This window comes from Meiothermus ruber DSM 1279, from assembly GCF_000024425.1.
GTDB classification, from domain to species: domain Bacteria; phylum Deinococcota; class Deinococci; order Deinococcales; family Thermaceae; genus Meiothermus; species Meiothermus ruber.
The window spans coordinates 776,991-802,913 of the sequence record NC_013946.1 but is presented as its reverse complement, the minus strand read 5'-3'; the positions used below and the strand labels follow the sequence as shown (position 1 = coordinate 802,913).

Sequence of the window (25,923 nt, the reverse complement as noted above, 5' to 3'; positions counted from 1 at the left end):
CCCAAACAAAATTCTCGATTCAGCGACTCAAGAAGCAAGGTTCATGTATCGGCTCGAGTTTTCGGCCTGGCCTCCGCCTCCATGAATGCGGGAAAGTTGTAGTCGGGATAGCCCTCCATCGGGCCGGAGATGCACAGTTTGAGAAGAAAACCCCCCGTCCACAAGCCTCAGGCGAGCAGTCGGGGGGCTGGATAACTATATCACCAGGGCAGGGGCACCTCCCTCTTCCGTCCAGAACTGCATGGCGTCGTTGCGCACCTCTACCTCCCCACGGGCCAGGGGCCAGCCCTCCTCTTCGTTGGCCTTTAGCAGGTTGCTAAACAGGGGCTCTTTGGGCATCCGAAAGCCGGGGATGTCCCGCACCGGGCGGATGTGCGCCCGCAGCTTCGCCAGGCTCGAATACATAGCGTAGAGGCTCGTCTTGGAGTCGCCAGTCCAGTGCGCCGAGAAGCCCCACTCACCCCTGCCGCTTACCCAGAGGATTTGCAGGGGGCCGATGCCCATGTTGGCCGCCGGGCCGCCGAAGGGCGAGCCGTGGGTCTCGGTCGCCATCACCGCCACCCAGCCGCCCCCCGCCCTGGGGCTGGGGTCGGGGACGCGGAAGGGTGCCTCGAAGGTGTACCTGTCGGGGGGCAGGTCTCCGACACTCAAGGTTCGCTCAGTCACGTCCGGGTGGCGGCCCTCGTAAGGGTGCAACCCCATCGTGGCGATGCGGCGGTTGATGCTAAAAGCCGAAAAGGGGAATTCGATGGAGCCAATCTCGTCTCTCATACTTCAGATGGTAGGGGGGCTTTTTTCCGCTGTGGGGAAGGTATCAAGTATCGCTGCTGGTTTCTCAGGCTCCAGACTGCTGGCGGTTCCTTATATTCCGCCTGTCTCCGTTACAGCTCTCCCTTCCGCTTGGCCTTGATAACCGCCTTGAGGGTTTCCACTTCCTCATCGTCCAGCATGAACATGCTGGCGTAGAGCTCGAGGCTCTCATAGCCCTCGCTGGTGACCATCTCGCGGCCCTCCCCCTCGGGCACCTTAGCCAGGCGGGTAAAATCAACACCGTCCTCAATCCATTCGCGCTTCTTTGCCATCGCTACCTCCTATGTACAAAGACTCAATATCCCTCCGGCCAGCCCCAATAGGGCCCCCCGTTGTAGGCGTTCATCACATTCACATAGCCATCCACAAAGGCGGGCAGGGGGTAGAGGCGGCGTCGTACCTCCCATCCTCGTCCAGATCGCCAGAGATAACCGTGTAGTCACCTTTGTCTCGCCACTGGATTTCAGCCAGGGGCGTCCCGTCGGGGGCGTATCGAATCGGTCGAAATCCAGCCATGGTTTCACCTCATCACCAGGGGTTGGGGGCCGCCCATACCCGCTTTCTCCACTCGGCCTTGGCCCACTCCACCTGCTCAGGGTCATTCTCGTCGAGGGGCAGCATCCCGTACTCACGCCAGCGCTGGAGCCGCTCCCGCACGTCCTTGTCCAACTCGCTCTCGTCCACCGGGGTCAGGGCGCGGAACTGGCCCGAGGGGTACGCCCGCACCCACAGCCAGCCGTTCCAGTAGTAGAGCTCGGGGTCGTCGGCGGGGTCTAGGCCCAGCTTGCGCAGGCGAGAAAGGGGCCAGCTTACAGGGTCGTGGATGCACCAGTCGCGGTATACAAACTCAGGTGGGCTCTTTTTCACAAAAACTCCTTTCCGGCTCTGGGCTTAGCTCTTGCAAAGGCCTACACCCATGGTAGGGCCGTTTGGCAACAAAATCCCTTCTGCTGCGCGGAAACAGCCCCAACCTTTCCCAACCGACCTCTGGCGAACCGTGGTTTAGGATGTTGCAATCATTTGCACATCGAACAAGCGAGTCTTCTAGCTAAGATAGACGAGTTGAGGTGGTTCATGGCCCTGACTTCTCCTGTGCGCATTCCGAAACGTCCTTTGCGAAAACAATTGCTCGAGCTATTCAGCGCTGCGCTCAAGCCGCTGTACTGGTGGTACGAAAAGCGCATCGAGGCCGAGGTAAAAAAAGGCCACACCCCCAAGCACCTGGGTCTGATTCTGGACGGCAACCGCCGCTTCGCCAGGGAGCTGGGCCTAGACAGTCACCAGGGTCACGAGTTTGGAGTGCAGAAAGCCTATGAGGTGCTCGAGTGGTGCCTCGAGCTCAGGATTCCCACCGTGACCATCTGGGTCTTCTCCACCGACAATTTCAACCGCAGCCAGACCGAGGTCGAGACCCTCATGCAGCTCTTTGTGCAGGAAGCCAAGCGCATGGCCCACGACCCCCGCATCCACGCCAACGAGGTGCGGGTCAAGGTCATCGGGCGGCACGACCGCTTCCCCCCCAAGGTGCTCGAGGCCCTGGAAGAGCTGGAAAAAGCCACCGAGCACCACAACGGCATGCTCCTGAACATCGCCATGGGCTATGGCGGACGGGAAGAAATCGTAGATGCCGTCAAGAGCCTGCTGTTGGAAGCCGCCCAGACCGGCAAGTCGCCGGAAGAACTAGCCGCCGAGCTGGACTTGAAGCACATCTCCGAGCGGCTCTACACCGCCGGCGTGCCCGACCCCGACTTTATCATCCGCACCTCGGGCGAGATACGGCTTTCGGGCTTTTTGCTGTGGCAGGCCGCCTACAGCGAGTACTACTTCTTCGATGCCTTCTGGCCCGCCTTCCGCAAGGTGGACTTTCTGCGGGCGGTGCGCGACTACCAGAAGCGGGAGCGCAGGTTCGGAAGGTAGCCCGGGTCAAAACATCAGCAAAACAAGCAAGGCCAGCACACCCCCCGGTACCAGGCCAAGGGCCACATAAAAGCCCAGTCCCTTGGCGCCAAAAGCCAGGGCGGTTTTGAAGACGGTATTGCTCAAAGCGGCGATCAGGATTGCAACGGAAGCAACCGGCAGCAGCAATTGTTCATTGGCGGCCAGCCGGGCCAGCGAGAGCGAGATGGCGTCCACATCGGCCACCCCCGAAAAAGCGCTCACCACAAACACCCCGGCGCTGCCAAAGACCTCGAGGCCCGCCCTGGCCAGCAGTTTGACCAGGGCATACACACCAGCAAACATCAGCGCGCTCTGGAGCTGCAATGGATTTTGTACCGGCACATTTTCGGAGGTACCGGAATCGCGCCGGGCCAGCCAGGCCGCCACCAGCACCCCCCACAGCAGCCACACAAGCACCGGGAGCCAAAGCAACTGCAAAAGAGCCGGGGCTGTAGCGCTCCAAACCAGCAACCGCCCCAGCATCATCTGGGAGGCCAGCACCGCCCCACTGGCCCAGAGCAGGTTTTTGCTGGGGTTGGCCCGGCTTTGGGTCACCATCGAGAGGGTGACGGCGGTGGATGAAACCAGCCCCCCCAGTATGGCCGCTGCCCACAAGCCCTTCGAGCCCAGCAAGCGCAGAGCCAGATACCCCACAAAGTTAACCCCCGCCACCAGCAAGACCACCTGCCAGATTTCGCGGGGGTTCCATACCCCATAGGGGCCATAGTTGACGTCGGGCAGCAAAGGATAGACCACCCCCAGGAGCAGGGCCAGCAACACCGCCGCTTCCACCTCGCTTCGCTCTATTCCACCCGCGAAGGCGTGCAGCTCGTCGTGAAAGGCCAGAAAGCCCAATAGCAAAGCCCCGGCAAACAGTGCGGGCAGCACGATCCCCAAGCCACAAAGCACCCCCAGCACATACACCAGCAGGGCCGCCACCTGGCTGGTGGCATCGCGGCTGTTTTTCAGTGTGTACACCGCCAGGCCGGCTACTCCCAGCAGCCCTGCCACCGACAGCCATGGCTCTGGCCCCAGGGCACCCACCCCACCCAGCAGACCCAGCAGGGTAAAGGTGCGCACCCCCCCAACGGTCGACCCCTGGCGCTCAACTTTAGCGCGCTCGCGCTCGAGGCCCACCGCAAAACCAATCAGGGTGGCGGCCAGCAAATGCCACAAAGACTCCTGCATTCCTCTACGCTACTACTTCTGCCAACAAAATCCTTCGGCACCCAGAGTCATCTCAGAGGTGCAACCTCGAGGCCAGGTTCAACACCACCACCCCTGCAATAATAAGAAGGATGCCCAGGGCAATAGCACCGTTCATAGGCTCCTTAAGCACCCACCAGCCCAGCAGCGCAATCAGGGCCGTACCCAGCCCTGACCAGACCGCATAGGCGATATTGAGCGGGATGGTTTTGAGGGAGAGGCTCAGAAAATAAAAGGCCAGGCCATAACCCAGCACCACCACCAGCGAAGGCAGCAGTTTGCTAAAGCCCTGGGAAGCCTTGAGCGCGGTGGAGCCAATCACCTCAGAGACAATCGCAATCATGAGTAAAAGCCATCCGTTCATTTCTCCAGACTACACCGCGCCGCCATGTACAATACCTGGTAATGATTCGCATCTTGCTCGCCGACGATCACGCCCTTTTTCGCCAGGGGCTCAAAAGCCTGCTGGAAGCCGAGCCCGACTTTAAGGTTATGGGCGAGGCCAAGGACGGGCGCGAGGCCCTGCGTCACGCCCTCGAGGCCCACCCCGATATCATCCTGATGGATATCCAGATGCCCAACCTCGACGGCGTGCAGGCCACCCAGGAAATCCTGAAAGAATGGCCCCAGGCCAAGGTGATCATGCTCACCATGTACTGCCAGGACGGCTATGTCTTCGAGGCGGTGAAGGCCGGGGCGCGGGGCTACATGCTCAAGGACGCCGACGCCAAGGAGCTGCTAGAAGCCATCCGCCGGGTGTACCAGGGCGAGGTCTTGCTGGATGCCGAGATGGCCGAGCAGATCATCCAGGACTTCAAGGCCAAGCAGGAAACCACCCCCAAGGCCCACGCCGAGCTTTCCGAACGCGAGGTGCAGATTTTACGCCTGGTGGCCCAGGGCTACACCAACCTCGAGATCGCCGCTGAGCTATCGCTCTCGGAAAAAACCGTGCGCAACCGGCTTTCGGACATCTTCCAGAAACTCCACCTCAACAACCGCACCCAGGCGGCCCTCTACGCCCTGCGCGAGGGGCTGGCAGAAAAGAGCGACGAGTAGGGCCCCGGGCCGGTATGATCAGGTTTGAATGAGCGACTTTGCCACCGAAACCACCCGCGACCCCGTCCTGCTGCTGGCGGAAATCGCCGAAATTAGCGGTGATGCCGCCCGGGCAGCCTGGGTCGCCCAGCAATTACAAGCCCAGGGGTTGCGTCCCCAGACCGATGAACTGGGCAATGTCTGGGCCGGCCATGGCCCCACCTTGCTAATAGCCCACATCGACACCGTGCTGCCCCCTACCCCCTTGCGGCGTGAGCAAAACCGCTGGTATGGCCCGGCGGTTGGCGACAACTCGTCGGGGGTCGCGGTCTTGCTGGCCCTGGCCCCTGAGCTGGTGAACCTGGGCTGTACGGTGGCCTTCAGCGTGGGCGAGGAAGGGTTGGGCAACCTGCGGGGGGCCCGGCGCCTGGTTAAGCAACTACAGCCGCAGCAGGTGGTGGCGGTCGATGGGTATTTACCCGGTATCGTGAGCCGCTCGGCGGGTTCCCACCGGCTGCGGGCCCGCTTTATTGGCCCCGGCGGCCACGCCTGGGGCGACCGGGGGGCTCCATCGCCGGTGCCGGCCCTGGGTCAGGCCCTGGCCCAGATGTACGCCCTCGAGCGCACCAACCACACCAGCCTGAATGTGGGGCGGCTGTGGGGGGGTGAGGCCATCAACGCCATTCCTCAGGAAGTGGGCTTCGAGCTTGACCTGCGGGCCCTGGACGCAGCAGAACTAGCCCAGATGGTGGCCCAGGTGCGCGAAATTCTGATGGAAGCGGCCCGTAAGTTCAACCTGCGGATGGAGATCGAGGTGCTCGGCGAGCGCCCAGCAGGCATGACCGCCACCCACGCCATGCTGGAGGCCGCCCGCCAGGCCCTGATGGAAATCGGCCTCGAGGCCCAGTTCACCGCCGGCTCCACCGATGCCTCGGCTGGGGTGGAGGTAGGCCTCCCTGCCATTACCCTGAGCGTTTATCAGGGGGGTGGGGCCCACACCCCCGAAGAATGGGTGGAGCCCGACTCCCTGCGCTTGGGAGCGCGCGCGCTGCGCAGCTTTGTGCGGCAGCTCCTCCAGACATAACGGCCTCGTAACGTGAATCCTGCTACCCTCCAGCCTGGGGGGTTATGTACAAAAACCGATCTTTCCTGCTGCAGCTCTGGCAAGACCAGGGAGGCACCTGGGCGGTGCTCAAGGACGAAGCCTGTGGGCTGCTTTACCAGTTCGAGAGCCTCGAGGCGCTGGCCCATTTCCTGTCCCAGGCTATGGAGTTCGCACCAGCGGTCAGCGAAACAAAGGAGGCCGTGCGGGGGGCAGTCGGAGAAAACAACCCGCGATAGCCAAGAGTGCGATAGGATAGTCGGGTGCGTGTGGGTGTTTTGAATAGCTGGCTGTCCAGTCGCTACCTGCCCTTCTGGGAGTCCTACTTGCAAGCATTGGAGGTTGAGGTTGTCCAGCCTGAGGAGGCCTCGGTCAATTTGCCGGTTCCCGCGCCCATCCGCCGGGTGCTGGGTCAGGTCTTTAGCCTCAAGACCCAAGGGGTCGACTATCTGTTGCTACCGGACGTGCAGCTTGGCGTTGAACCCCACAGGGGCAGCCCTTCACCCTGGCTGGTCGATTTGCAGGCCACCCTGGAACGGCTGGTACCGGGCCTGCCCCCCGCCCTGGTGGTTCCTGCCGAGCGTTCACCGGAGGTGGCCGGCCTGGCCGCCAAAATTGGGCAGCTTCTGACCCAGAACCCCATGCTGGCCCGGCGGGCTCTGGAACGCACCAAACATCAACTAGGCTTCACCTTTACCCCTCCCAAACAGTCTGGAACCCACCTGATTGGCCTGGTGGCCCAGCCCATGCTGCTGGATGACCCCGGGTGGCTGGCCGCCCTGCGGGCCGCGTTGGCTGAGCAGGGGTTGAGCCTCTTCCTGGCCGACAAAGCCCCCGCGGAGCTGCGCCAGGAAGGGGCCCACCTCGAGCTGGGCCTCGAGCTGCCCACCGACCTCGAGGCCGCCGGTATGCACCGCTACCTCTCGAGGCTGGGCAAGGTCAAGGGGCTGTTGTATGTGCACGACCCCGAGTACCTGCCCTTGCCCAACCCCCTGCGCAAACTGTTGAAAAAATCCGAACCCCCCAAGCCCTGGCGCCTGGTGGGCCTCGAGGCCCCCTGGCCCCAGGTGGCCGCCGAACTGGCCCAGCGCCTCCAGCCCTGAAAAAAACACCATCCAGCCCTTTGGTCGAATAAACTACAGTCAGGTTATTGGGGAGGAATAAAGTGGTAAAGATGCCCTCATCCGATCATTCTAAGACATCCTCCAGAACTGACCGGTCAGTTTTCGGCCCGCTGATTGCCCTGATGCCCTACCTGCGGCGCTACGGCCCCCAGTACCTGTGGGGCATGCTGGCCGGCATCGCCTCGGTGGGGGCTTCGTCGTTGTCGCCCTACTTTTTGCGCCACGCCATTGATGCCATCCGGGCTGGGGAGGCCTACCTGGTCTGGGTCTGGGCCATTCTGGGCGCGGCGGTGGCCTCGGCCTTTTTCTCCTGGGCCAACCGGCAGCTTTTGGTGGTGGCCAGCCGCTACATCGAGCACGACCTGCGCATGGATCTGTTCAAAAAGGCCCTCTCGCTGGACAGCTATTTTTACAGCAGAAACCGCATCGGCGACCTGATGAACAAGTTCACCACCGACCTGGGCGCGGTGCGTGAGATGCTGGGCGGCGGTATCAACATGGGCAGCCGCTTGCTGATGTTTGTGGTCTTCGCCATTGCGGCCATGTACCTGGTGAACGTGCCGCTGGCCCTGGCCCTCTCGCTGGTCTTCCCCATCATTTTTGCGGTGATGTACTACGTGCTGCGCCTGATTGACCAACGCTACCGCGAAAGCCAGGAATCCTTCGACCGGATTTCCACCCGCGCACAGGAAAACTTCTCCGGCATCCGGGTGGTAAAGGGGTTTGCCCTGGAAGACCGCGAGCTCGAGGCCTTCCAGGCCCTCAACAAGGACTATATCGCCAAAAGCCTGGCCCTGACCCGCGTGGACGGGCCGGTGCGGGCCCTGATGGGCCTGATGATGGGCTTTGCCGCGCTCATTGTGCTGTGGATGGGGGGCGGCATGGTCATCCGGGGTGAGATGACCGCCGGGCAATTCGTGCAGTTCAACGCCTACCTGATGATGCTGGGCTGGCCCATCATCGGCCTGGGTTATACCCTCACCATCTTCCAGCGGGGCTCGACCAGCTACAAGCGGCTGGAGGAGTTCTGGCGTGAACCGGCCCGGATTACCGAGCCCGCTCCCCCATCTAAAGGGATCGGGGTGGCGGAGGGTTCGGAACTGGCGGGGGAGATCAAGTTTGAGGGGGTCAGCCTCGAGCTAGGGGGGCGCAAGGTGCTGGACGGCATCACCCTGACCATCCCCGAGGGCACCACCCTGGGCATCACCGGGCGTACCGGAAGCGGCAAAAGCCTGCTGGCGAGCCTGGTTCCGCGTATCCTGGATCCCACCTCGGGCCGGGTGTTGGTGGGAGGCTACGATGTAAAGGAGCTGCCGCTCACCACCCTGCGCACGGCCATCGGCATGGTGCCGCAGGAGCCCTTTCTGTTCTCCGAAACTCTGGCCGAGAACATCTGCTTCGGGCTGCCGGCGGTAGACCTCGAGCGGGCCGTCTGGGCCGCCAAGCTGGCCGGGGTGCACGACGACATCGTGGGGTTTCCTAAGGGCTACGAAACCTCGCTGGGCGAGCGCGGCGTCACCCTTTCGGGCGGGCAGCGCCAGCGGGTAGCCCTGGCCCGGGCCCTGGCCCGCAGGCCGAAAATTCTAATCCTCGATGACGCCATGAGCGCGGTGGACACCGAGACCGAGTCGCGCATCCTCTCCGGGCTCAAAAGCGTGCTGGGCCAGCAAACCACCCTCCTGATCGGCCACCGCACCTCCACCTTGCAGTACGCCGACTGGATTGTGGTGCTGGATCACGGCAGAATCGTAGAGGAAGGCACCCACGAGATGCTGCTGGCCGCAGGCGGCATCTACGCCGAACTCGACCGCATCCAGCGCCTGCAAGCGGAGGTGGACTAAACCCCCATGGGAAAGCTTCAGCCCCCTGACTCATCGGCAGCAAACAGCGTACTTGCACTTCCCGTGGAGGCCCCAGGATGAGGGAAAATTAGCGGTAGAGCACTTAGCAAAGCTGCAATCGGCCATCTGTACTCAACTATCAGCGGAGCCTTATGCACGAAGAAGAAGCCTTTAAGAAGAGTTTTGATGCCAAGCTGGCCCGGCGCATCCTGAAATACGTACGGCCCTACTGGAAGCAGGTGGGGCTGGCCCTGCTGGCGCTGGTGGTGAGCACCCTTACCGCTGCCTCGACCCCACTTTTCCTCAAGTATGCCATTGACAACGCCATCGTGCCGCGCGAGGCGCTCCCCCTGGCCCAGCGCTACGAGACCCTGTTGCTGGTCTGCGCTGTTTTTCTGGCGGTGCGGGTGGTGGACTTTATCGCCAACTACGCGCAAACCTACCTGATTAGCTGGGTGGGGCAACACATCCTCTTTGACCTGCGTTCGGAGATTTTCGCCAAGCTCCAGCGCATGCACCTGGGATACTTCGACCGCAACCCCGTGGGCCGCCTGATGACCCGCATCACCTCCGATGTGGACGCCATCAACCAGTTCATCACCGGCGGGCTGGTGGGGCTGATTGCCGACTTCGCCCTGATTATCGGCCTGATGGTCTTCATGCTGGTGCTGGACTGGCGCCTGGCCCTGGTGGCTTTTGCCATCATGCCCATCTTCCTGGCCGTGACCACCTGGATCCGGGGTGGGATGCGCGAGGCCTACCGGGCCATGCGGCTGCGGCTGTCCAAGGTTAATGCTTCGCTGCAGGAAAACCTGGCCGGCGTCCAGACCACCCAGCTTTTCAACCGGGAGCCCAAGAACGAAGCGCAGTTCAACCTGCTCTCCAGCGATTTGCGCAGGGCCTGGGTGGAGATCATCAAGTGGTTTGCCCTGTTTTTCCCTTTGGTGGGCCTTATGGGCGAGTTCACGGTGGCCCTGGTGCTGTGGTACGGGGGCGGGCAGGTCATACAGCAGGCCATTACCCTGGGCTTGTTGGTGGCTTTCACCGATTATGTGCGCCAGCTCTTCCAGCCCTTGCAAGACCTTTCCGAAAAGTTCAACATCTTCCAGGCCGCCATGGCCTCGGCAGAGCGCATTTTTGGCCTGCTGGATACCAAAGAAGAGGTGGCCGACAAGCCGGGGGCGCTACCGGTCGAGCGCTTCAGGGGCCAGATTGACTTTGAGGACGTCTGGTTTGCCTATGGCCGGCGGGGGGAGCGCAAGCCCCAAGCCAGCGAGTCAGCAGAGCAGGGTGCGGCCGACACGCCCCCCTCGGCCTCGAGCCTCGAGGTGCTCGAGCCCACCACCCCTGAAGAGGGTGAGTGGGACTGGGTGCTGCGGGGGGTGAGCTTCCGCGTGCGGCCCGGCGAGAAGGTGGCCCTGGTAGGGGCTACCGGCGCGGGCAAGACCAGCGTAATCAGCCTGATCGCCCGCTTCTACGACGTGCAGCAGGGTGCGGTCAAGATCGATGGCCTGGATGTGCGGGACTATCGGCAGCGCGACCTGCGCCGGGCTATTGGCATCGTGCTGCAAGACCCCTTTTTGTTCAGCGGCACCATCGAGTCGAACCTGCGGCTGGGCGACGAGCGGATTACCCCGGAGCGCATCCAGGAAGTGTGTGCCTTTGTGGGGGCCGACGAGTTTATACAGCGGCTGCCGCAGGGCTACCAGACCGTTCTACACGAGCGCGGCGGGGGGCTTTCCACCGGGCAGAAGCAGTTGCTGGCCCTGGCCCGGGCCATCCTGCACAACCCCGACATCCTGCTGATCCTGGACGAGGCCACCGCCAACGTGGACTCCGAGACCGAGCAGAAAATCCAGGCCGTGCTCGAGCGGGTCATGCAGGGCCGCACCTCGATTGTGATCGCCCACCGGCTCTCGACCATTCGCCACGTGGATCGGATTCTGGTCTTCCGCAAGGGCAAGCTGCTGGAAGAGGGCAGCCACGACGAACTGCTGAGACAGGGCGGCTACTACGCCAAGCTCTACGAGCTTCAGTATGTGCACGGCGGCGCTGATTGATTGGGCGGGGCTACAACGCCTCCAGCGCATCGCGCTGGCGCTCGATGAGGGCCAGCAGGCGCGATAGAAGGGCTTTTTCTGCCAAGATCACCAGGCCTTTTTGCTTCAAGGGCACCAGCACCAGCACCCACTGGGGGAGGGATATCACCGACAGGCGGGCCGGTTGTCCCGAGAGTTCGTTGGCCAGGTTGATCAGGTCGTCGAAGACCACCTGGGCGCTCCTGGGGGCAAAAGGCAGGCCACCGGCCACCACCTGCCCCCCTTCAACCAGGGCCACGGCCTCCACACCGCGTATCCGGAACTGCCTCAGCGCCTCGGGCTCGGGGAGGGTAGCGGGCTGGGGCGAGGGCGGTGGGCTGGGGGCCTCGAACACGTCCAGCAAGGACTCGAGGTCGGCCCCTTTGAGTTCTTGCAGCACGCTCTGGGCCGCCTCGTACTCTTGGGCTAGCTGCGCCTCGAGGCGCTCGGCTTCCTCCAAAGCCCGTCGCACCTCGAGCAAGCCGCTGACCCCCAGGCGGGGTAGGCGCTCAGCCGCCGACTGCAGGAAGTCGCACAAGGGCTTGAGGCGCAGGGCGGTTTCGCCCCCCACCCCTTTGTGCACAGCGTAGGCCTCGAGCAAGGCTCCAATGCGCGCGCCCAGGTCGGCCCGCAGCGTCTCCTGGGCCCGGCGCAGACGGCCCAGAAGCATGTGAATCTCGCTCAGGTCGGGCAGTTCGCCGGCCTGGAGGTGGGTTCGGGCTTGGGCCACTTTAGCCTCGAGCTCCTCACCCCCCAGGCCCTTCATGCTGCGGGCCACGGCCTCGTAGCGCGAGAGTTCCTCGGCGATGGAAGCCCGCCGGGCCGCTACCAGATCGTCGAGGGCCTGCTCCAGCGGGCTGGGGTCGGCAATACGCCCCTGGGCCAGGGCCTCGCGGTTGGCCTGCAAGGGTTTTTTGAGTTCGATCAGGGATTCTTTGAGGACGCGCTCGAGGTGCTGGATACGGGCCTCGAGGGCCTCCAGCCGGCTTAGCACCAGCCCCCGGGCGCGCTCCACCAGGGCCTGCACCGCCGCCTCAAGCTCGGCCAGGCTACCCAACCCCTGCTCGAGCTGCTGCAACAGGTGCTTTTTATCGGCTTCGAGGGGCTCGAGGCTGGGCAAAGCCTGCACGCTCGCCCGCAGACCCATGCGTTTGAGGCTTTCCTCCTCGCGCTCCCGGGCCAGCTGGGAGAGCAGGTCGGAAAGCTCCTGGCGCAGGGTGCTCAAGGCCGCCTCGGAGATATCCGGAGCGGCCAGGGCCGTCAGGAAAGACTCCACCTGGGCCCGCCCACGGAAGGGCGACAGGGCATGTTCGGCCTCGGTGCGCAAAGTAGCCAGCGCGGCCTCGAGGCGGGCCCGGCGGGCCTGGTTTTCGCGGTTGGCCTTCTCTTCGGCCTCGAGGCTCTCCAGGTTGCGCTCCAGTTCGGCCAGCTCCTGGGGAATCCCGCCAGCCTGCAAGGTTTCCAGGGCGACCATCAAGCGCGCCTGCAGGGGGGCGGTTCGCTCGGAGGGCAGCTCGAGGCGGCCCAGGCGGTCGGCCAGCCACTCGTAGCGCACCCGGGCTTCGGTTAAAGCCTCCTGCTGCGCGGCCTTGAGCAGCTCAGCAAAAGCATCCAGACGCTCGCCCAAAGGATTGCCGGCCGCTAGCTCGGCTTCCAGTTCGGCCAGCTCATCGGCCACACTGGGCTGGTTCAGCACAGCCATATAGCGCTCTTTGAGCGACTCCAGCCGGCGGGCGTCCTCGGCCACGTCAATCTCGCGGATGCGCGACAACTGCTCGGAGGTCAGGGCCTCAAAGTCGAGGTCGATCACCAGGGCTTCATCGTCGAAGCCGTCGCTGGCCTCCTCCAGCACCACCGGCGCCTCGATGGTGGGGTCTTTGAGCACCACCTGCGGCTCGGTCGGTACGATTTCCTCGATGGTGTCCAGGGTAATAGCGGCCTCGCCGGTGGGGTTTTGCACCACCGAGGACTCCACCAGCTTGCGCATATCCGCCGCCAGGGCACGGGCTCGCTCCACCTCGGCGGTGGCCAGGGTTTCCTGGGCGTGGGCCTCCTGGATAATCCGGATCAGGTTTTCCAGGCGGCGCACCTTGGCCCCACCCACGCTCTGCACTCGTGACAAGCTCATCTCCAGCTCGGCAATATCCCGGGTCTGGCGCAGCAAAGCCGCCTGGAGCTTCTCCTCGAGCTGGGCCAGCACCTCCTGCCCCTCACGCAACAAAGTGCGCGCCGCGGCAGCCTCAGGGTCTTGCCTAATCGCGTTGACCAGACCGCGCAGGCGTCCAACCTCGGGCCAGTCCAGGTACAGGCTAAAGCGCTTCAGGCCGGCCTCGAGCTCCGCCAGCACCCCCTGGGCATGCGCCGACAATCCGCCGGTGGCGGCTTTGGCGGTTTTCTCCCCACTCAGCCCCAGCGTTTTAAGCAGCTCCTCGATATGGCTGCGGGCCGCACTGGGGCTCATTTTGGCCTGAAGTTCGCGATACACCAGGCGCTTGAGAATGGTCTCGGCCTCGGATGCGTCGAGCTTATCCGGGCTGGTGCCCAGCCGACGAACCCCCTCTTCCAGCACCACCCGGGCCCGATCCCCCAGCACCGGCTCGAGGGATTTACTGAGAGTCTGATACAGCGACAAGCCCTGACCTCCCGTCAAAACCATACAATACCCGTTCTCCGCCCAGTGTACCGTGAATCGTGTTGCCAGATGGTTCAAAACACCACCCGGCCAGTCTGTGCAGCGGGTTTACACCAAACCCAAACATCCCATCACCATTCTGCAGCAGCAAGCACACGCCCGGCGCAATTCCCTGTGGGTATTGCGGGGCCGCCGTCTCTTGCTCAGCGAGCCCGCTGGCTGGCGGCTGCCTCGACCAGCAGGCGGAAAACACCCCATTGCGCAGGCAGCAGCTCAGGGTGCCACTGCACCCCCAGGTAGAACGGATGGCCTTCGAGCAGCACCGCCTCCACGATGCCATCCGGCGCAGCGGCCACCGCCCGCAGACCGGGGGCCAGATCCCTGAGGGCCTGATGGTGGTAGGAGTTGACCCGGAAACGGCCCTCAAACAGCTTATCCAGGGGGCTGGGCCCAACCAGCTCGAGGCTATGCCCCAGCACCGGTGGCTCGGCTTTCTGGCTGTGCTGCACGGTGCGAAAGCCTTGCGCAGACAGATCCTGGTACAGGCTACCGCCTAGGGCCACGTTCATCACCTGGATGCCGCGGCAGATCCCCAGGGTGGGGATGCCGTGCTGGGCGGTATAACGGGCCACAAACAGCTCGATGGCGTCGCGCTCGAGGCTCACCTCTCCCAGCTCGGGGATGGGTTCTTCGCCAAACTGGGCCGGATCCACATCCACGCCGCCCGGCAGCAGCACGCCATCCAGTTGGCGTAGCAGAGCGGGCAGCCTGTCATCGGCCTGGGGCGGTAGGATTACAATGCTGGCACCCTGGCTTTCCAGGGCCCGCACATAGGGCTCGAGCAGGCCCCAGATTCTGGTGCGAAAAAGACCTTCTGTGTTGCGCGACTGAGGGGTTACACCGATGAGCATGTCCCAATCCTACACCGCCCTGCGGCCCGAGTTTAAAGAGGCCCTGCTAGAAGCCGCCTCTCAGTTTGAGACGCCTTTTTACGCCTACGACTGGCCCACCATCCAAGAGCGCCTCGAGCGCCTGCAAAAAGCCTTTCCACAAACCGAAATTTTTTATGCCATCAAGGCCAACCCCCGCCTGGGCCTCCTCAAGCGCTTCCTGGAGCGGGGCGTCTTTGTGGAAGCGGTCAGCTTGGGGGAGGTGTTGCGGGCCTACCAGGCCGGCTTTCGCCGCAACGAGGTCTTGCTGAATGGGCCGGTCAAAACACCGGCCATGCTAGAAGCGCTGAACCGCATTGGCCTTCCGATGCTGGGCCTCGACTCCCTGGCCGACCTCGAGCGAGCCTCGAGGCTACTGCCCAGGGCCCGCGTCCTCTTACGGGTCAACCCCGACCTGCCCATCGTCACCCACGACCACCTGGCCACTGGGCGTGGCGAGAGCAAGTTTGGCATCCTGCCCGAGGAAGTGGGGCCGGCCCTGGAACTGGCCCGCCGGAGCCGCCTCGAGGTGCTGGGCCTGCACATCCACCTGGGTTCGGCCCTGGAGCACCCCGAAGACTACCAGGCGGGCTACCGGGTGATGGACGGGCTTTACCGCACCCATGGCCCCTTTGAGGTCATGAACCTGGGCGGGGGCTTTGGGCTGGGCCTCGACCTGGGTGCGTTGGGGGCACAGGCGGCCGCCCTGGCCCACAAACACGGCGCAGAGCTGTGGATCGAGCCGGGCCGCTACCTGGTCGCAGAGGCCGGGGTGCTGGTCACGCGCTGCTGGGGCACCAAGCGCACCCGGCGCAACTACCTGCTGATAGACGCCGGTATGAGCCAGCTGATCCGGCCTATGCTTTATGGTGCAATACACCCGGTGGAGCCGCTGTACCACAACCCCCGCCAAGCCACCTACGACCTGGCCGGCCCCGCCTGCGAGTCGGGCGATGTGCTGGCCCGCGACATCACCCTGCCCGAACCCAGGGAGGGCGATCTGCTGGCTATACTGCAAGCCGGAGCCTATGCCGGTAGCATGAGTAGCAACTACCTCGACACCCCCCGCCCCCTCGAGCTCTTGTGGACGGGCCAGGGCTGGGAGGTAATCCGCCGGCGGCAAAGCTGGGAAGCCCTGCTGGAAGACGAACTGTAGCCTGTCGGGCAGGAGGCCCTTCAACCGGTGGTTCGCCTTAGCACCCGGTAGGCCAACGCCAACTGCCAGCGCGCCCGCAAAGAAAGGAGCACCGGGAAGCTCCAGCCCCGCTGAACTGGCTGAAAAGGTGGGTTCCCATCACCCCCATCGGGCTGCGGCAAAGTCGGGGTAAAGCTCGAGCCGGGGCAGTTCGACCCGCCAAGGTATGGTGCATACGAACAGCGCAGAGGGATCAAAAAGCATATGGTAATAAATGCGTTAAAGTACCGACCAAACCCAAGGAGGTGGTTGCTTTGAGTCAAGGTAGGGTTGGCAGCGGGGATTCAGGCGCAGGATGGTGGGGTGTCTGGGTGGATTTTCGCTGGCTGGTGCGAACCCCTGGCTGGCGTTTTTAGTTTTTAATGGTTTGGAGAGGCCATGTTGCGCACCCTGGGGAAGTTAGCGCTCGAGCACAACCCGCCCAACCACCGCAATCCTTTTCAAAAGAAACCCCTGCTGCTGCTGGCTTATCTATGCCTGGAGGGGCCCCGGTCGCGCCGCCACCTGGCCGAGCTATTCTGGCCGGGGGCCAGCGATGGTCTGAACAGCCTATCGGTTGCATTGAGCCGGCTGCGCTCGGCCGGCCTGCCGGTAACCGGCGAGGAGATACTCAGCACCGCGGTACCTTGCGATGCGCTGGAGCTGCAAAAAGCCCTGGCCCAGGGGAAGCTGGATGAGGCCCGCCAGCTTTATGGAGGCCGTTTCCTGGAAGGCGCAGACGAGGGGCTTTCCCCTGAGCTCGAGGAGTGGGTCTGGAGCAAGCGCGAGGCCCTGGCCCTGGCCCTCTGGCAGGCGCACCAGCGACAGGCTGAGGCGCTGGCTGGTCTGGGCTGGTCGGAGGAGGGGGAGGCTTTGCTACAAAGCGCCCTCGAGCTGCCCGGTGTGCTCGAGGTGGTGGATGAGAAGCCCCAGCTAAGGGCATTCCCGCCCGAAGTTCAGCGGGCCTTTTTCGCGGTGCAGTGGGTGGGCCTGAGCAAGGCCATAGAACTCCTGAGTATACCGGTGGAAGCGCTGGATTTTCTAATCAACCAGGGGCTTTTGGATGCCCAGGGGCGGCCTTTGGTAACAGCCCCCCCCAATCTGCAGGCCCGCAAGGTGGCCCTCGAGCTGGCCCGCCAGCTTCCTTTGGGCGAGGCCGCACCTTTATATAAAGCATCCCGTGCACACTGGGAAGAAGCCGACCGCGCCAGGGGCCGCCTGGCGCTTTTGCGCCTGGCCCGCAACCTGGTGGATGAGCGGCCCCAGGAGGCGCTGGCTTTGCTGGCCGATCTAGCCGCCGATGCGGAGCTGCTTTTCTTGCGGGCTCGAGCCCTGGAGCGGCTGGGGCGCTACCGCGAAGCCCTGGAACTTCTGGACGAACTGCCACCCAGCCCCGATCGCAGCGCCCTGCGCGGGAGCGTGTTGCTACGGCTAGGACACCTAGCCGAGGCCCGCACCGAGGCCGAGGCCACCGCGGAAGGCAGCCTGTTCGCCCAGGCCGAGGGGCTCAACCTGCAGGGGATGATGCTCCTGGGCCAGGGCCGCTTCCAGGAGGCCGCTGAAGCCTTTAGCCGGGCGGCGGTGCGCTTTTTGATGGCTGGGGAGGAGGTGCGCCACCTGGGGGCCCTGAGCAACCGGGCGGTGGCGCTGGCCGAGCTGGGCCAGGGAGAGGAGGCCTTTGCCGAGGTTCTGGCAGCCATTGGAGCGCGGGAGGGCTTGCGGGCTAGGGTCTACCTCAACCTGGGGGTGGTGCGGGAGCGCCAGGGGCGGCTCGAGGAGGCCGAACAGCTCTACCGCGAGTCGCTGGCCCTGGCCCAGGGCAACCTCGAGGCCATGGGACGGGCCTGGAACAACCTGGGAGCGCTCTACCACCGCCAGGGTAAAGCCGCCGAGGCCAAAACTGCCTATCAGGAGGCCCTGCGGCTGGCCCGGGCGGGCCAGGAGTGGGTGCTGACCGCAGCGGTGCTGGCCAACCTGGCCGAACTCACCGGTGAGCGGGCCAGCCTGGAGGAGGCCATCACCCTGCTGGAGGAAGCCCGCTACACCGTGCTGGCCGAGCGTTACCGGAACCGGCTGGCGGAATTCAGACCTAGTTAAGACCTCCTTTGCTAACCTACCGCTGCCCACGGCAGGCCAGGCCTGGCCAGGCCCAAACCATAGCACGACCCTGTATTCCACAGTCCATTGCCTGGTCTTGTCGTGGGCACGTACTAAAGAAAGGAGGTATATCGATGCACACCTCAAGAGTGATAGGCCTTTTCTCTCTAGGTCTTCTGGTTACCCTGCTGGCCGCTTGCGGCGGCGGCGGTGGTTCTAGCTCCACCCCACCGCCCAGCAGCATCACCCTCACTGTGGAAGACCCCCTGGGCAACTTCAACACCGCCGCCTACCAGGTGGGCTCGGGGAGCTGGCAGGCCCTCAGCATGACGGGCACCACCACCAAAACCGCCACCTTCAGCCTGAACGGGCAGAGCAAGTACGGGGTGGCAGTGCGCTGCAGCAGCCTGGTGGTTAAGGTCATCCAGGCCACAGCGAGCGAACTTCCCAACCCCAAGCTGGAATGCAGCAGTAGCAGTAGTACCCCTTCCACCGTCGCCTTTACCGTAAACGTGAGCATCGATGCAAGTCTCTTGGCGAGCGGGGACAATGTGTGCGTGAACAGCACTAATTGCCAGAGCGCAAGCAATACTGTTTCCATCCCCCTCAACCTCGAGGCTGGCACCCGGGATCTTTTGATTGTCCTGGCCGATAGTAGCAATATGGTCAAGGTAGCCAAGGTGGTCAAGGGCGTGAACGTGAGTGCGGGCGGCAGCACCAACGTCGACCTGGCATCTGCCGACCAGCAGAACCCCGTCAGCTTTACCCTGCCCACCCCACCTTCGGGCTACAGCAGCTTCCCCGCTGCCCTGATCTTTTATGCAAGCGCCAGCAACACGGGCGGGGGTGGTGTGAACGCCTCTCCTACCAGCTACCGGCCCGTGAGCGGATCTGGCGGTGGGGATCGCTACACGGCCCTTCTTACAGCTGCAGCGACCAACGGCGAGCTGCAAAGCTTCCAATTTTTCACCGGCACACCCAGCCTGGCCTTCCCCGCGCCATGGTCCGTCGGTAGCCTCGCCGTGAACCAGACCGCCCACCCCAGCATCAGCGGCCTCTCCTATCCCGGTAATGACCTGCGGGCCTACCAGATCGGTCTTCAAATACCAGCCCAGATTTACTACACTGCCACACTAAGCAATGGTTGGCTGGGAAATACAACAAACTACAGCCTGCCCGACCTTTCGGCCTCCGGCCTGCTGGGCTACACCGCACCGTCCTCGGGCAGCGGTACTTTTGAGGTAACGGCCCTGCTGAGCAGCAAACCTATTCTGGTGGCAGATGAAAGTGCCCTGCTCTCCTTTGCAGCCGGGGATTATCTGCGGTCGGCCCGGGCCTTTACCAGCAGCTACACTGTGGGTGGCGGTAACATCAACCTGCCCTAGCCATGCCCACCTGGATCCTGGATCTGAGCGGGTGCAGCATTTTATACAGCGATGGGGTGTTTCATGCGTCAATGGCTCTACCTTCTGGTGCTGCTGGTTCCAGCCTGCACACCCACACCACCCAGCCTGAGCCTCTCCCCCAGCCGGGCCGCGCTGGGGGAGGAGGTAGAGGCCCGGCTGGAGGGGATGAGTGCGGAGGGGGCGCGGGTGTTTGTGGGCGAGACCGAGGCCGCGGTCACCCTTCGTGAGGCTACTACCCTGCGCTTCCAGGTGCCTGCCAACCTTCCCGGCGGCCCTCAGGAGGTGCGGGTGGTGCGGGGGGCGCAGGAGGCCCGCGCCACCCTGGGGGTGCTGGGCCAGGTGGCCCCTGATCGGGTGCTGCTGCGGCTGCCTTTAGGCCAGACCCCCCGCCTGCCCACGGGCTTTACGCTGCTTCAAAGGGACGATCTTCAGGACTGCGGCTTTGCCCTGGCTGAACTGGGCTACAGCGGCGATACTTTGGGCAAGGCCCTGGAGGAGCTGGAAGCCCAGGATCCCAGTTACAAAGCCGATCCCGAAAGCCTGTGGAGCCTGAGCAGTTGGGGTGGCGAGGCCGTAGGAGCCCCGCTGGCCCATAGCCGGGGGGTGCAGGGCCGTGGGGTGCGGGTAGCGGTGCTGGACACCGGGGTGGACGGGGCCATCCCCCAGCTCCCCGGTTACGACTTTGTAGAGGGCGATACCACGCCACAGGATGCCTTCCCCGGTGGTCATGGCACGGGTGCAGCCGGGCTGGTGCGGGAGATCGCCCCTGGAGCGGAGATTATACCGGTGCGGGTCTGCGATCAGAATGGGATCTGCCGGGCCAGCCGGGTGGTGCGGGGGGTGTGCTGGGTGGTGCAGAACCGCCAGGGCCCCACCGTGCTGAACCTGAGCCTGGGGGGCGACACCCCGGTGGAAGCCCTCAAGCTCGCCCTGCAGGCCGCTTTGGGCCAGGGGATTCCGGTGGCGGCCGCCGCGGGCAACCAGGGCAACCAGGGCAGCCCCGCCCACTACCCGGCGGCCTTCGACCTACCGGGGCTGGTAGCGGTGGGAGCGCTGGAGCAAAACCCCACCCAGGGGGGTTTGAAGCCCGCCCCCTACAGCACCCGTGGGGCCTACGTGGATCTGGCGGCGCCGGGCACGGCCCTCGAGTGTGTGACCCCGGGCGGGGGGCTGGGAAGCTGTACCGGCACCTCTTTCGCCACCCCCATCGTGGCCGGGGCCATGGCCCTGTGGCTCTCCACCGACCCAAACCTCTCCCCCGCCCAGCTTCAGCAGAACCTCGAGCAGCACGCCAGATCCCTGCCCTACCCACCCCAGGAGGTGGGCAAGGGGATGGTGGATCTTTCCCAAAAACCCTGAACAGAGCCCTTCTGCCCCGGGGGCTACGCAGCCCCCGGGATGCTTTTTTGCCGAAGGGAGTTCATGACCGGTTCAGACCTGGTTAAGAGGGGGGTTGCTACATTCGGGCTCGAGGCTTGAAAAGCTTCAGAAAGGAGTCCTGAATGCTTAGAAAAATAGCTATAGCCCTCGCGTTACCCGCGGCCCTCGTCCTGGGAGGCTGCTCAAACCCCGCCGGCTCAAGCTCTATTGAGGATGTCCAACGTAATGCCCAAGCAACTTTAGAGGAGGCCGGAACCCTCGTCGGGCAGGCGCTTACCGCGTTCTCGGATGTGGTACCTGTCAGCCTCCACCCCCAAGCCTCGAACTACTCCACCGTCGCCACCGTGGTTTCCGATAGCGAGGAAACTCAGGTCTTAGCACACCTGGGGCCCAACGACTCGGACGCCAACGGCTACGGTCTGGGAGGTATCGTAACCATCACCATCAAGTGTTCAAGCACCGGTAAGTGCAGCAGCCCGGGCTCGGCAATCGGCAAACCCTCGAGCACGAACGGCCAACGGGTAATGAACTGGTACGGTGCCCAAGGCCAAGGGGGTCGGGCCGTGCAAACCCTACCCCTCGGCCTGACCGCGGGAGTGCCCACGGCTGGGCCCCAAATCCACCCTTGTTTCACCGGGCCTCTGGTGAGCTGGAGAAAGTGGGGCAACACCTATGTCTTCGATGGGTGCCAGTACTTCAACCCCGCGCGGGTCATTGCCCATGTTGAAGGCGAGCTGCCCAGCGACCTGCCCCTCCAACCGATGAACCTGAACCTACCTGCGTTGGATAACTTCAAGGATCGTCTGAAGGCCCTTATTGAAGTCGGCCCCAAGAAGGGCCTTATCAATAACGGCGAAATGGCCCTCCTGTTCCGCCGGGATATTCAAGTAGCTCTGGTTCCCTACACGAATGTCCCGAGCAGTTCCTCCCTCGAGGACTACCTGGGCCAACCCTTAGGAATCCTCTACTGGCGGGAAGAAGGGAATACCTCCTTGCTTGCTGAAGCAAAGCTAGTGCGGGAAGAGCCCGAGTACTACTTGGTGCTCCAGAATCTTACAACCGGAGAGACAATAGCCCGCCACCGGGTGGGCGAACCCAGTAGCATCGAGTGCCCCCCGTGCGGAACCCTTCCCGTCTCCTTCATCATCGAAGACCGAGTGGACGGCGATGCCATGCTGGGGCTCACCTTTCGCGGGTTAGCTCTTAGGGGCATTGAGAAAAAGGATATCCGGAGGTAGTATGTTCATCCACACCTGGATCAAAGTTCACGGAGCCTTGCTCTTGCTCGCTGCTCTGGTGGCCTGCACCGGCCCCTCCCAGGTCTGCACTGGCCCTACCTGCCCCGTGGCCCATTGGCCCCTGGATGAGCTCCCAGGGGCTACAAGCGTGGCCGACGCCGTGCAGAACCCCATCTACAACACAGGCCTCCCCAAACCCGGGGCTGTGCAAAACCCCTTCAACCCAGGCGGCCCCTGGAGGGTGCCTGGGCATTCCGGTGGCGCGCTGTACTTCCCAGGGAACGGGGATAGCTATGTGGAGGTGCCCAGCACCCCTGACCTCACCCCGGCCCGATTCGTTATGGAAGCCTGGGTAGCCCCGGTGCAGTGCGGGGTGGGGGCCTACTACCCGGTGGTGGACAAGTGGGATCCAAACACGGGGACGGGCTACGCCCTTTACCTAGAGGGCGTGGGCCTAGGCCAGGTGCGCCCGGTGGTGCGTTTGAATGGCATGACCTTCACCGGAACAACACCCTTCCCCGCCAACTATGACCCCAACAATAACACCGGCACCTGGACGGAGCTAAAGGTCAGGGTGGACGGCAGCCTGGGGGCCTTCTTCGTAAACGGAACGCCCGCGGGCACCTTTACCGCCCCCACCGGCCTGACCAACGCCATCGCCCTCTGGATGGGGGCTATGCACCAGGCTCCAAGCGGGCTGTTCCATTGCGAGATCGCTCTGGACGAGGTGCGCCTGAGCGAGATCCCCGCCGGATTCAGCGGACAGTAACGCAGCACCAACAGCCTGCAAATCTCAGCAAAAGGCCCACCCTCAGCCAGTGGGCCTTTCTTGTTGTTTCTCAATATCGGTTTGTAAACAACCTCGTAGCACGTCGCTGAGCTTATTGAAGCAAGATCATATTCGAACTGGCCGACCTCGCTCCTCAAGTAAAGGGCCAGGGCTAAGGGGTTGTTGCAGGCACCATCCTAACCCTAATACAACCGTGCCAGTCTATATTTATAGCCGCACCGAATCCCCCACCGGCTCACCTTGCTCTGCAAAGCTGTGGCGGTTGTGCATAATCCGCACCGCATAGTCGTAGGTGAAGTAGCTATAAGCCCAGTTGGAAAGCACCATCATGCGGTTACGGAAACCGATCAGGTAGTAAAGGTGCACCGCCAGCCAGGCCCCCCAGGCCGGGAAGCCGCGCATCTTCAGGTTGCCGATCTCGGCGATGGCGTGGCTGCGCCCCAGGGTAGCCATGCTGCCTTTTTCCTTGTATTTGAAAGGTCGTTTCTCCTGACCATGCAACTCACGCAGGATATTGCGAGCAGCCAGCGCCCCTTGCTGCATGGCCGCAGGAGCCACCTGGGGATGGGGGCGGCCATCGCGGTATTCCAGATAATTCAAGTCTCCCACCACATAAATCGAGGGGTAATCGGGCACATAAAGCTCCGGGGTGGTGGCTATGCGGTTTCCTCGAGCCGGGGTTAGCCCAGGCAGCACCTGCCCCGTCACCCCAGCGCTCCAGACCACGGTAAAGCAGGGCAGGTTAAGGCCGCTTCGCAGCCGGACGGCATTGGGGGTCACTTCCACCACCTGCTCGCCCAGCATCAGCTCCACCCCCAGCTTTTCCAGGAAGCGCTGCGCGTACTGGGCCGACGAAGGCGCAAAAGCCTCCAGCAGGCGGGGGCCGGCCTCGATCAGCACAACCCGAAACTCCGACAGGTCGAGGTCGGGGTAGTCCCTCGAGGCCACGTGGCGGCGCAGTTCCCCCAGCGCCCCCGCCAGCTCCACCCCGGTGGGCCCACCCCCCACCACCACAAAGGTCAGTAGCGCCTTGCGCCGTGCGGGGTCGGGGGTGCGCACCGCCTCCTCGCAGGCCGAGAGAATCCGATCACGGATCTTCATGGCGTCGTCGAGGTTTTTAAGGCCGTAGCCATACCGGGCCACGCCCGGCAGGCCAAAGTCGTTGGTGCGGGCGCCGGTGCCCACAATCAGATAGTCGTAGGTGATGGGCCGGCCTTCCACCCACAAGACCCTGGCCCGGGGATCTACACCCTCGGCCGAGCCCAGTAAAAAGCGGGCGTTCTTGTGTTTGCGGAGGAAGGCTCGTATGGGAAAAGCTATCTGGGGGGCCTCGAGGCCAGCGGTGGCTACCTGGTACAAGAGCGGCTGGAACAGATGATAGTTATTACGGTCTACCAGCGTGACCCGCACCCCTGGTTCGCGGGAAAGCTCGCGCACCGCGTGTAAGCCAGCAAAGCCAGCCCCCAGCACCACCACGTGTTTATTCGCCATCCAATGCCTCCCTGGGAACTCCGCCTCAACCCGCTGAGGACTTTTGTCCCCTTGTTTGATTGTACTTCTTTTCACAAGAAGTTCAGGGGCTTACCTCACCTTCTAGCGTCAGGGGCTATTCTGGCAGAAATAATACGCATTTCGGTAGCATCGCTCGCTTTGACAAGCCTAAACGATACTACCGAAATGCTTTTCTACTCCCTTCGGTCGGCTTGAACCCTTACCTCTGCGGCAGTATCGCTTTCCAGAGCGAACCATACCAGAATGGGCATAAAGCACCACCATTGGGCAGATAACCCGCCCTACCAAGGCAATTACAGTCAAAGCTTAGCGCGCCGCTTCGGCTTTGCGCTGGGCCTCTTCCAGGGCCTGGCGAGCCGGTACGTTGCCCTTGAGGGCTTTTTCCAGGGCTTCTTCCAGGAAGTTGCGCCAGATGGCAAACTGTGGCACTCGAGGGCGCGGTTGGGCCACCGCAACCTGCTCGAAAGCCACCTTGCGGTAAGGGTTTTCGCGGTAGAAAGCTTCCAGCAGCGGCGTGGCCGATTTGCGCAGCGGCACGTAGTAGCTGGCCTCCACCCAGGTCTTGATGTTTTGCGGCTCCATCAGGAAGCGCCAGAACTCAAAGGCCCCACGCTGCTGTTCGGCGCTGGCCCCACGCAGCACCACCAGTTGCGCCCCACCCAGCGGCACTTTTCCGTTGGATTCGCGTGGAATGGGGGCCACCCCCAGCTTGAAGGCAAAAGAGGCGTTCTCGGCAGCCGGCCAGTTGGCAATCGAGGCCATCACCATCATGCCCTTGGTGCGGATGAAGTCGGTCTGGGCAAAAAAGCTCTCCGAGAGGTTGCGCACGCTGGTACTGCCCTCGCGCCCCAGGCGCTGCAGGAACTCGAGCGCCTCCACCACCTCACGGGAGGTAAAATTGGGCCGCCCGTCGGCCGTGACCAGGTTGCCGCCCCGGCTGGTCACCTGAGCCTCGAAGGTCCAGGACTCCGAAAGGGCGATAAAACCCTTGGAGGTGCGGCTGGTCAGGCCCTTGGCCGCCTGTTCAAACTCCCGCCAGTTGGTGGGCACCTTGAGCCCTTTGGCCCGCAGTTGGTTTTCGTTGAAGAAAAGCACCGGGGTGGAGGTATTGAAAGGCAGCCCGTAGCGCCGGTTGTTAATCAGGCCGTAATCCCAGGCCGCCTCGAATAAATCGTCGGTAAAGGCCTTGGGCAGGGTATTGGTCAGCTCATCCAGCGGCAGCACCACCCCCTCGGCCACCAGGCGCGGGAAGAGCAGAATCTCAGCCTGGAACAGCACCGGCGCACCACCGGCCCGCAGCGCCGCCAGCAGGCGGGTCTCCCCTTCGCGGTAATCGCCAATCAGGCGGGGGGTGACCCGGTAGTTGCGCTGCGAAGCATTAAACGCGCTGGCAAACTGGGCGATCACCCGCTCGGCGGGGCCGTCCATGCTGTGCCAAAACGAGATCTCCGTCTGAGCCGAGGCCATTCCAACCAGCAAGATCAACGAAGCCAGCCATTGCTTCACGTCTTCCTCCTAAGGTTTCACCCTATTCTATGCTCGTAGCCAGATTGTCAAGGCAGCTCGAGGGCGCAATAAAGCGGATGGCTTGGCTGACAGCAACCGGCCGCAATGCCCAGGCAGGTTCCCAG

Annotated in this window: 23 protein-coding genes; 13 read left to right on the top strand and 10 right to left on the bottom strand. The window is 63.4% G+C overall.

All coding sequences use genetic code 11. The features are described from left to right. Positions 1-195: 195 nt before the first annotated feature. The 4 genes from MRUB_RS04115 to MRUB_RS04105 form a co-directional block, all read right to left on the bottom strand. The gene (locus MRUB_RS04115; protein WP_013013097.1) at positions 196-771 is read right to left on the bottom strand and encodes a hypothetical protein; all 576 of its coding nucleotides are present in this window, start codon (positions 769-771) and stop codon (positions 196-198) included. Between the two features lie 110 nt (positions 772-881). Then, a complete protein-coding gene (locus tag MRUB_RS04110; RefSeq protein ID WP_013013096.1) occupies positions 882-1,082 on the bottom strand; it encodes a hypothetical protein in 201 nt (66 codons plus the stop codon). A 79-nt stretch (positions 1,083-1,161) separates the two neighbouring features. Next, positions 1,162-1,326: an SH3 domain-containing protein gene (locus MRUB_RS15910; protein ID WP_013013095.1), complete on the bottom strand. Its 165-nt coding sequence runs from the start codon at positions 1,324-1,326 to the stop codon at positions 1,162-1,164. 12 nt (positions 1,327-1,338) lie between these two features. Continuing rightward, positions 1,339-1,677: a hypothetical protein gene (locus tag MRUB_RS04105; RefSeq protein ID WP_013013094.1), complete on the bottom strand. Its 339-nt coding sequence runs from the start codon at positions 1,675-1,677 to the stop codon at positions 1,339-1,341. Between the two features lie 207 nt (positions 1,678-1,884). On the opposite strand from MRUB_RS04105, the gene MRUB_RS04100 reads away from it, so the two are divergent. Next, positions 1,885-2,727, top strand: a complete 843-nt coding sequence (locus MRUB_RS04100; protein ID WP_013013093.1) for an isoprenyl transferase — start codon at positions 1,885-1,887, stop codon at positions 2,725-2,727. Positions 2,728-2,733: 6 nt separating this feature from the next. Here the strand turns inward: MRUB_RS04100 and MRUB_RS04095 are convergent, their stop codons facing one another. Together MRUB_RS04095 and MRUB_RS04090 are read right to left on the bottom strand one after the other, a co-directional pair. After that, positions 2,734-3,936 (bottom strand): MgtC/SapB family protein, encoded by a 1,203-nt coding sequence (locus MRUB_RS04095; protein WP_013013092.1) that lies wholly within the window; start codon positions 3,934-3,936, stop codon positions 2,734-2,736. A 52-nt stretch (positions 3,937-3,988) separates the two neighbouring features. Next, positions 3,989-4,318 (bottom strand): DMT family transporter, encoded by a 330-nt coding sequence (locus MRUB_RS04090; protein ID WP_013013091.1) that lies wholly within the window; start codon positions 4,316-4,318, stop codon positions 3,989-3,991. Positions 4,319-4,359: 41 nt separating this feature from the next. On the opposite strand from MRUB_RS04090, the gene MRUB_RS04085 reads away from it, so the two are divergent. From MRUB_RS04085 to MRUB_RS04060, 6 genes are all read left to right on the top strand, one after another. Then, complete coding sequence (locus MRUB_RS04085; protein ID WP_013013090.1) at positions 4,360-5,010, top strand: response regulator; 651 nt, start codon at positions 4,360-4,362, stop codon at positions 5,008-5,010. Between the two features lie 28 nt (positions 5,011-5,038). Continuing rightward, complete coding sequence (locus MRUB_RS04080; protein WP_013013089.1) at positions 5,039-6,073, top strand: M20/M25/M40 family metallo-hydrolase; 1,035 nt, start codon at positions 5,039-5,041, stop codon at positions 6,071-6,073. A gap of 44 nt (positions 6,074-6,117) precedes the next feature. After that, positions 6,118-6,330 (top strand): hypothetical protein, encoded by a 213-nt coding sequence (locus MRUB_RS04075; RefSeq protein WP_013013088.1) that lies wholly within the window; start codon positions 6,118-6,120, stop codon positions 6,328-6,330. 24 nt (positions 6,331-6,354) lie between these two features. Then, entirely contained in the window at positions 6,355-7,194 is an 840-nt protein-coding gene (locus MRUB_RS04070) for a hypothetical protein (protein WP_013013087.1), read from the top strand. 143 nt (positions 7,195-7,337) lie between these two features. Next, a complete protein-coding gene (locus MRUB_RS04065) occupies positions 7,338-9,056 on the top strand; it encodes an ABC transporter ATP-binding protein (RefSeq protein WP_013013086.1) in 1,719 nt (572 codons plus the stop codon). 152 nt (positions 9,057-9,208) lie between these two features. Then, positions 9,209-11,116, top strand: coding sequence for an ABC transporter ATP-binding protein (locus tag MRUB_RS04060; RefSeq protein ID WP_013013085.1), 1,908 nt, complete (start codon positions 9,209-9,211; stop codon positions 11,114-11,116). 10 nt (positions 11,117-11,126) lie between these two features. On the opposite strand, the gene MRUB_RS04055 is transcribed toward MRUB_RS04060, so the two are convergent. Beyond that, a complete protein-coding gene (locus MRUB_RS04055; RefSeq protein ID WP_013013084.1) occupies positions 11,127-13,790 on the bottom strand; it encodes a coiled-coil domain-containing protein in 2,664 nt (887 codons plus the stop codon). A 179-nt stretch (positions 13,791-13,969) separates the two neighbouring features. Further along, positions 13,970-14,677, bottom strand: coding sequence for a gamma-glutamyl-gamma-aminobutyrate hydrolase family protein (locus MRUB_RS04050; protein WP_013013083.1), 708 nt, complete (start codon positions 14,675-14,677; stop codon positions 13,970-13,972). Here MRUB_RS04050 and lysA point away from each other — a divergent pair. From lysA to MRUB_RS04020, 6 genes are all read left to right on the top strand, one after another. Continuing rightward, positions 14,676-15,851 (top strand): diaminopimelate decarboxylase, encoded by a 1,176-nt coding sequence (gene lysA, locus MRUB_RS04045; RefSeq protein ID WP_015586433.1) that lies wholly within the window; start codon positions 14,676-14,678, stop codon positions 15,849-15,851. The genes MRUB_RS04050 and lysA overlap by 2 nt on opposite strands. A gap of 417 nt (positions 15,852-16,268) precedes the next feature. Then, positions 16,269-17,966 (top strand): tetratricopeptide repeat protein, encoded by a 1,698-nt coding sequence (locus tag MRUB_RS04040; protein WP_013013081.1) that lies wholly within the window; start codon positions 16,269-16,271, stop codon positions 17,964-17,966. 134 nt (positions 17,967-18,100) lie between these two features. Continuing rightward, a complete protein-coding gene (locus MRUB_RS04035; RefSeq protein WP_013013080.1) occupies positions 18,101-19,351 on the top strand; it encodes a hypothetical protein in 1,251 nt (416 codons plus the stop codon). Between the two features lie 63 nt (positions 19,352-19,414). Beyond that, positions 19,415-20,731 carry a S8 family peptidase gene (locus MRUB_RS04030; RefSeq protein ID WP_015586431.1) on the top strand — a complete coding sequence of 439 codons (1,317 nt, stop codon included), beginning with the start codon at positions 19,415-19,417 and terminating at the stop codon, positions 20,729-20,731. Between the two features lie 143 nt (positions 20,732-20,874). Further along, on the top strand, positions 20,875-21,990 hold the full coding sequence (locus MRUB_RS04025; protein WP_013013078.1) for a hypothetical protein: 1,116 nt from the start codon (positions 20,875-20,877) through the stop codon (positions 21,988-21,990). A 1-nt stretch (position 21,991) separates the two neighbouring features. Continuing rightward, a complete protein-coding gene (locus MRUB_RS04020) occupies positions 21,992-22,759 on the top strand; it encodes a LamG-like jellyroll fold domain-containing protein (protein ID WP_013013077.1) in 768 nt (255 codons plus the stop codon). 228 nt (positions 22,760-22,987) lie between these two features. Here MRUB_RS04020 and MRUB_RS04015 read toward each other — a convergent pair whose 3' ends face one another. Both MRUB_RS04015 and MRUB_RS04010 read right to left on the bottom strand, forming a co-directional pair. Beyond that, positions 22,988-24,271: an NAD(P)/FAD-dependent oxidoreductase gene (locus MRUB_RS04015; protein ID WP_013013076.1), complete on the bottom strand. Its 1,284-nt coding sequence runs from the start codon at positions 24,269-24,271 to the stop codon at positions 22,988-22,990. Between the two features lie 327 nt (positions 24,272-24,598). Further along, positions 24,599-25,759 (bottom strand): ABC transporter substrate-binding protein, encoded by a 1,161-nt coding sequence (locus MRUB_RS04010; protein ID WP_420912143.1) that lies wholly within the window; start codon positions 25,757-25,759, stop codon positions 24,599-24,601. Positions 25,760-25,923: the final 164 nt, after the last annotated feature.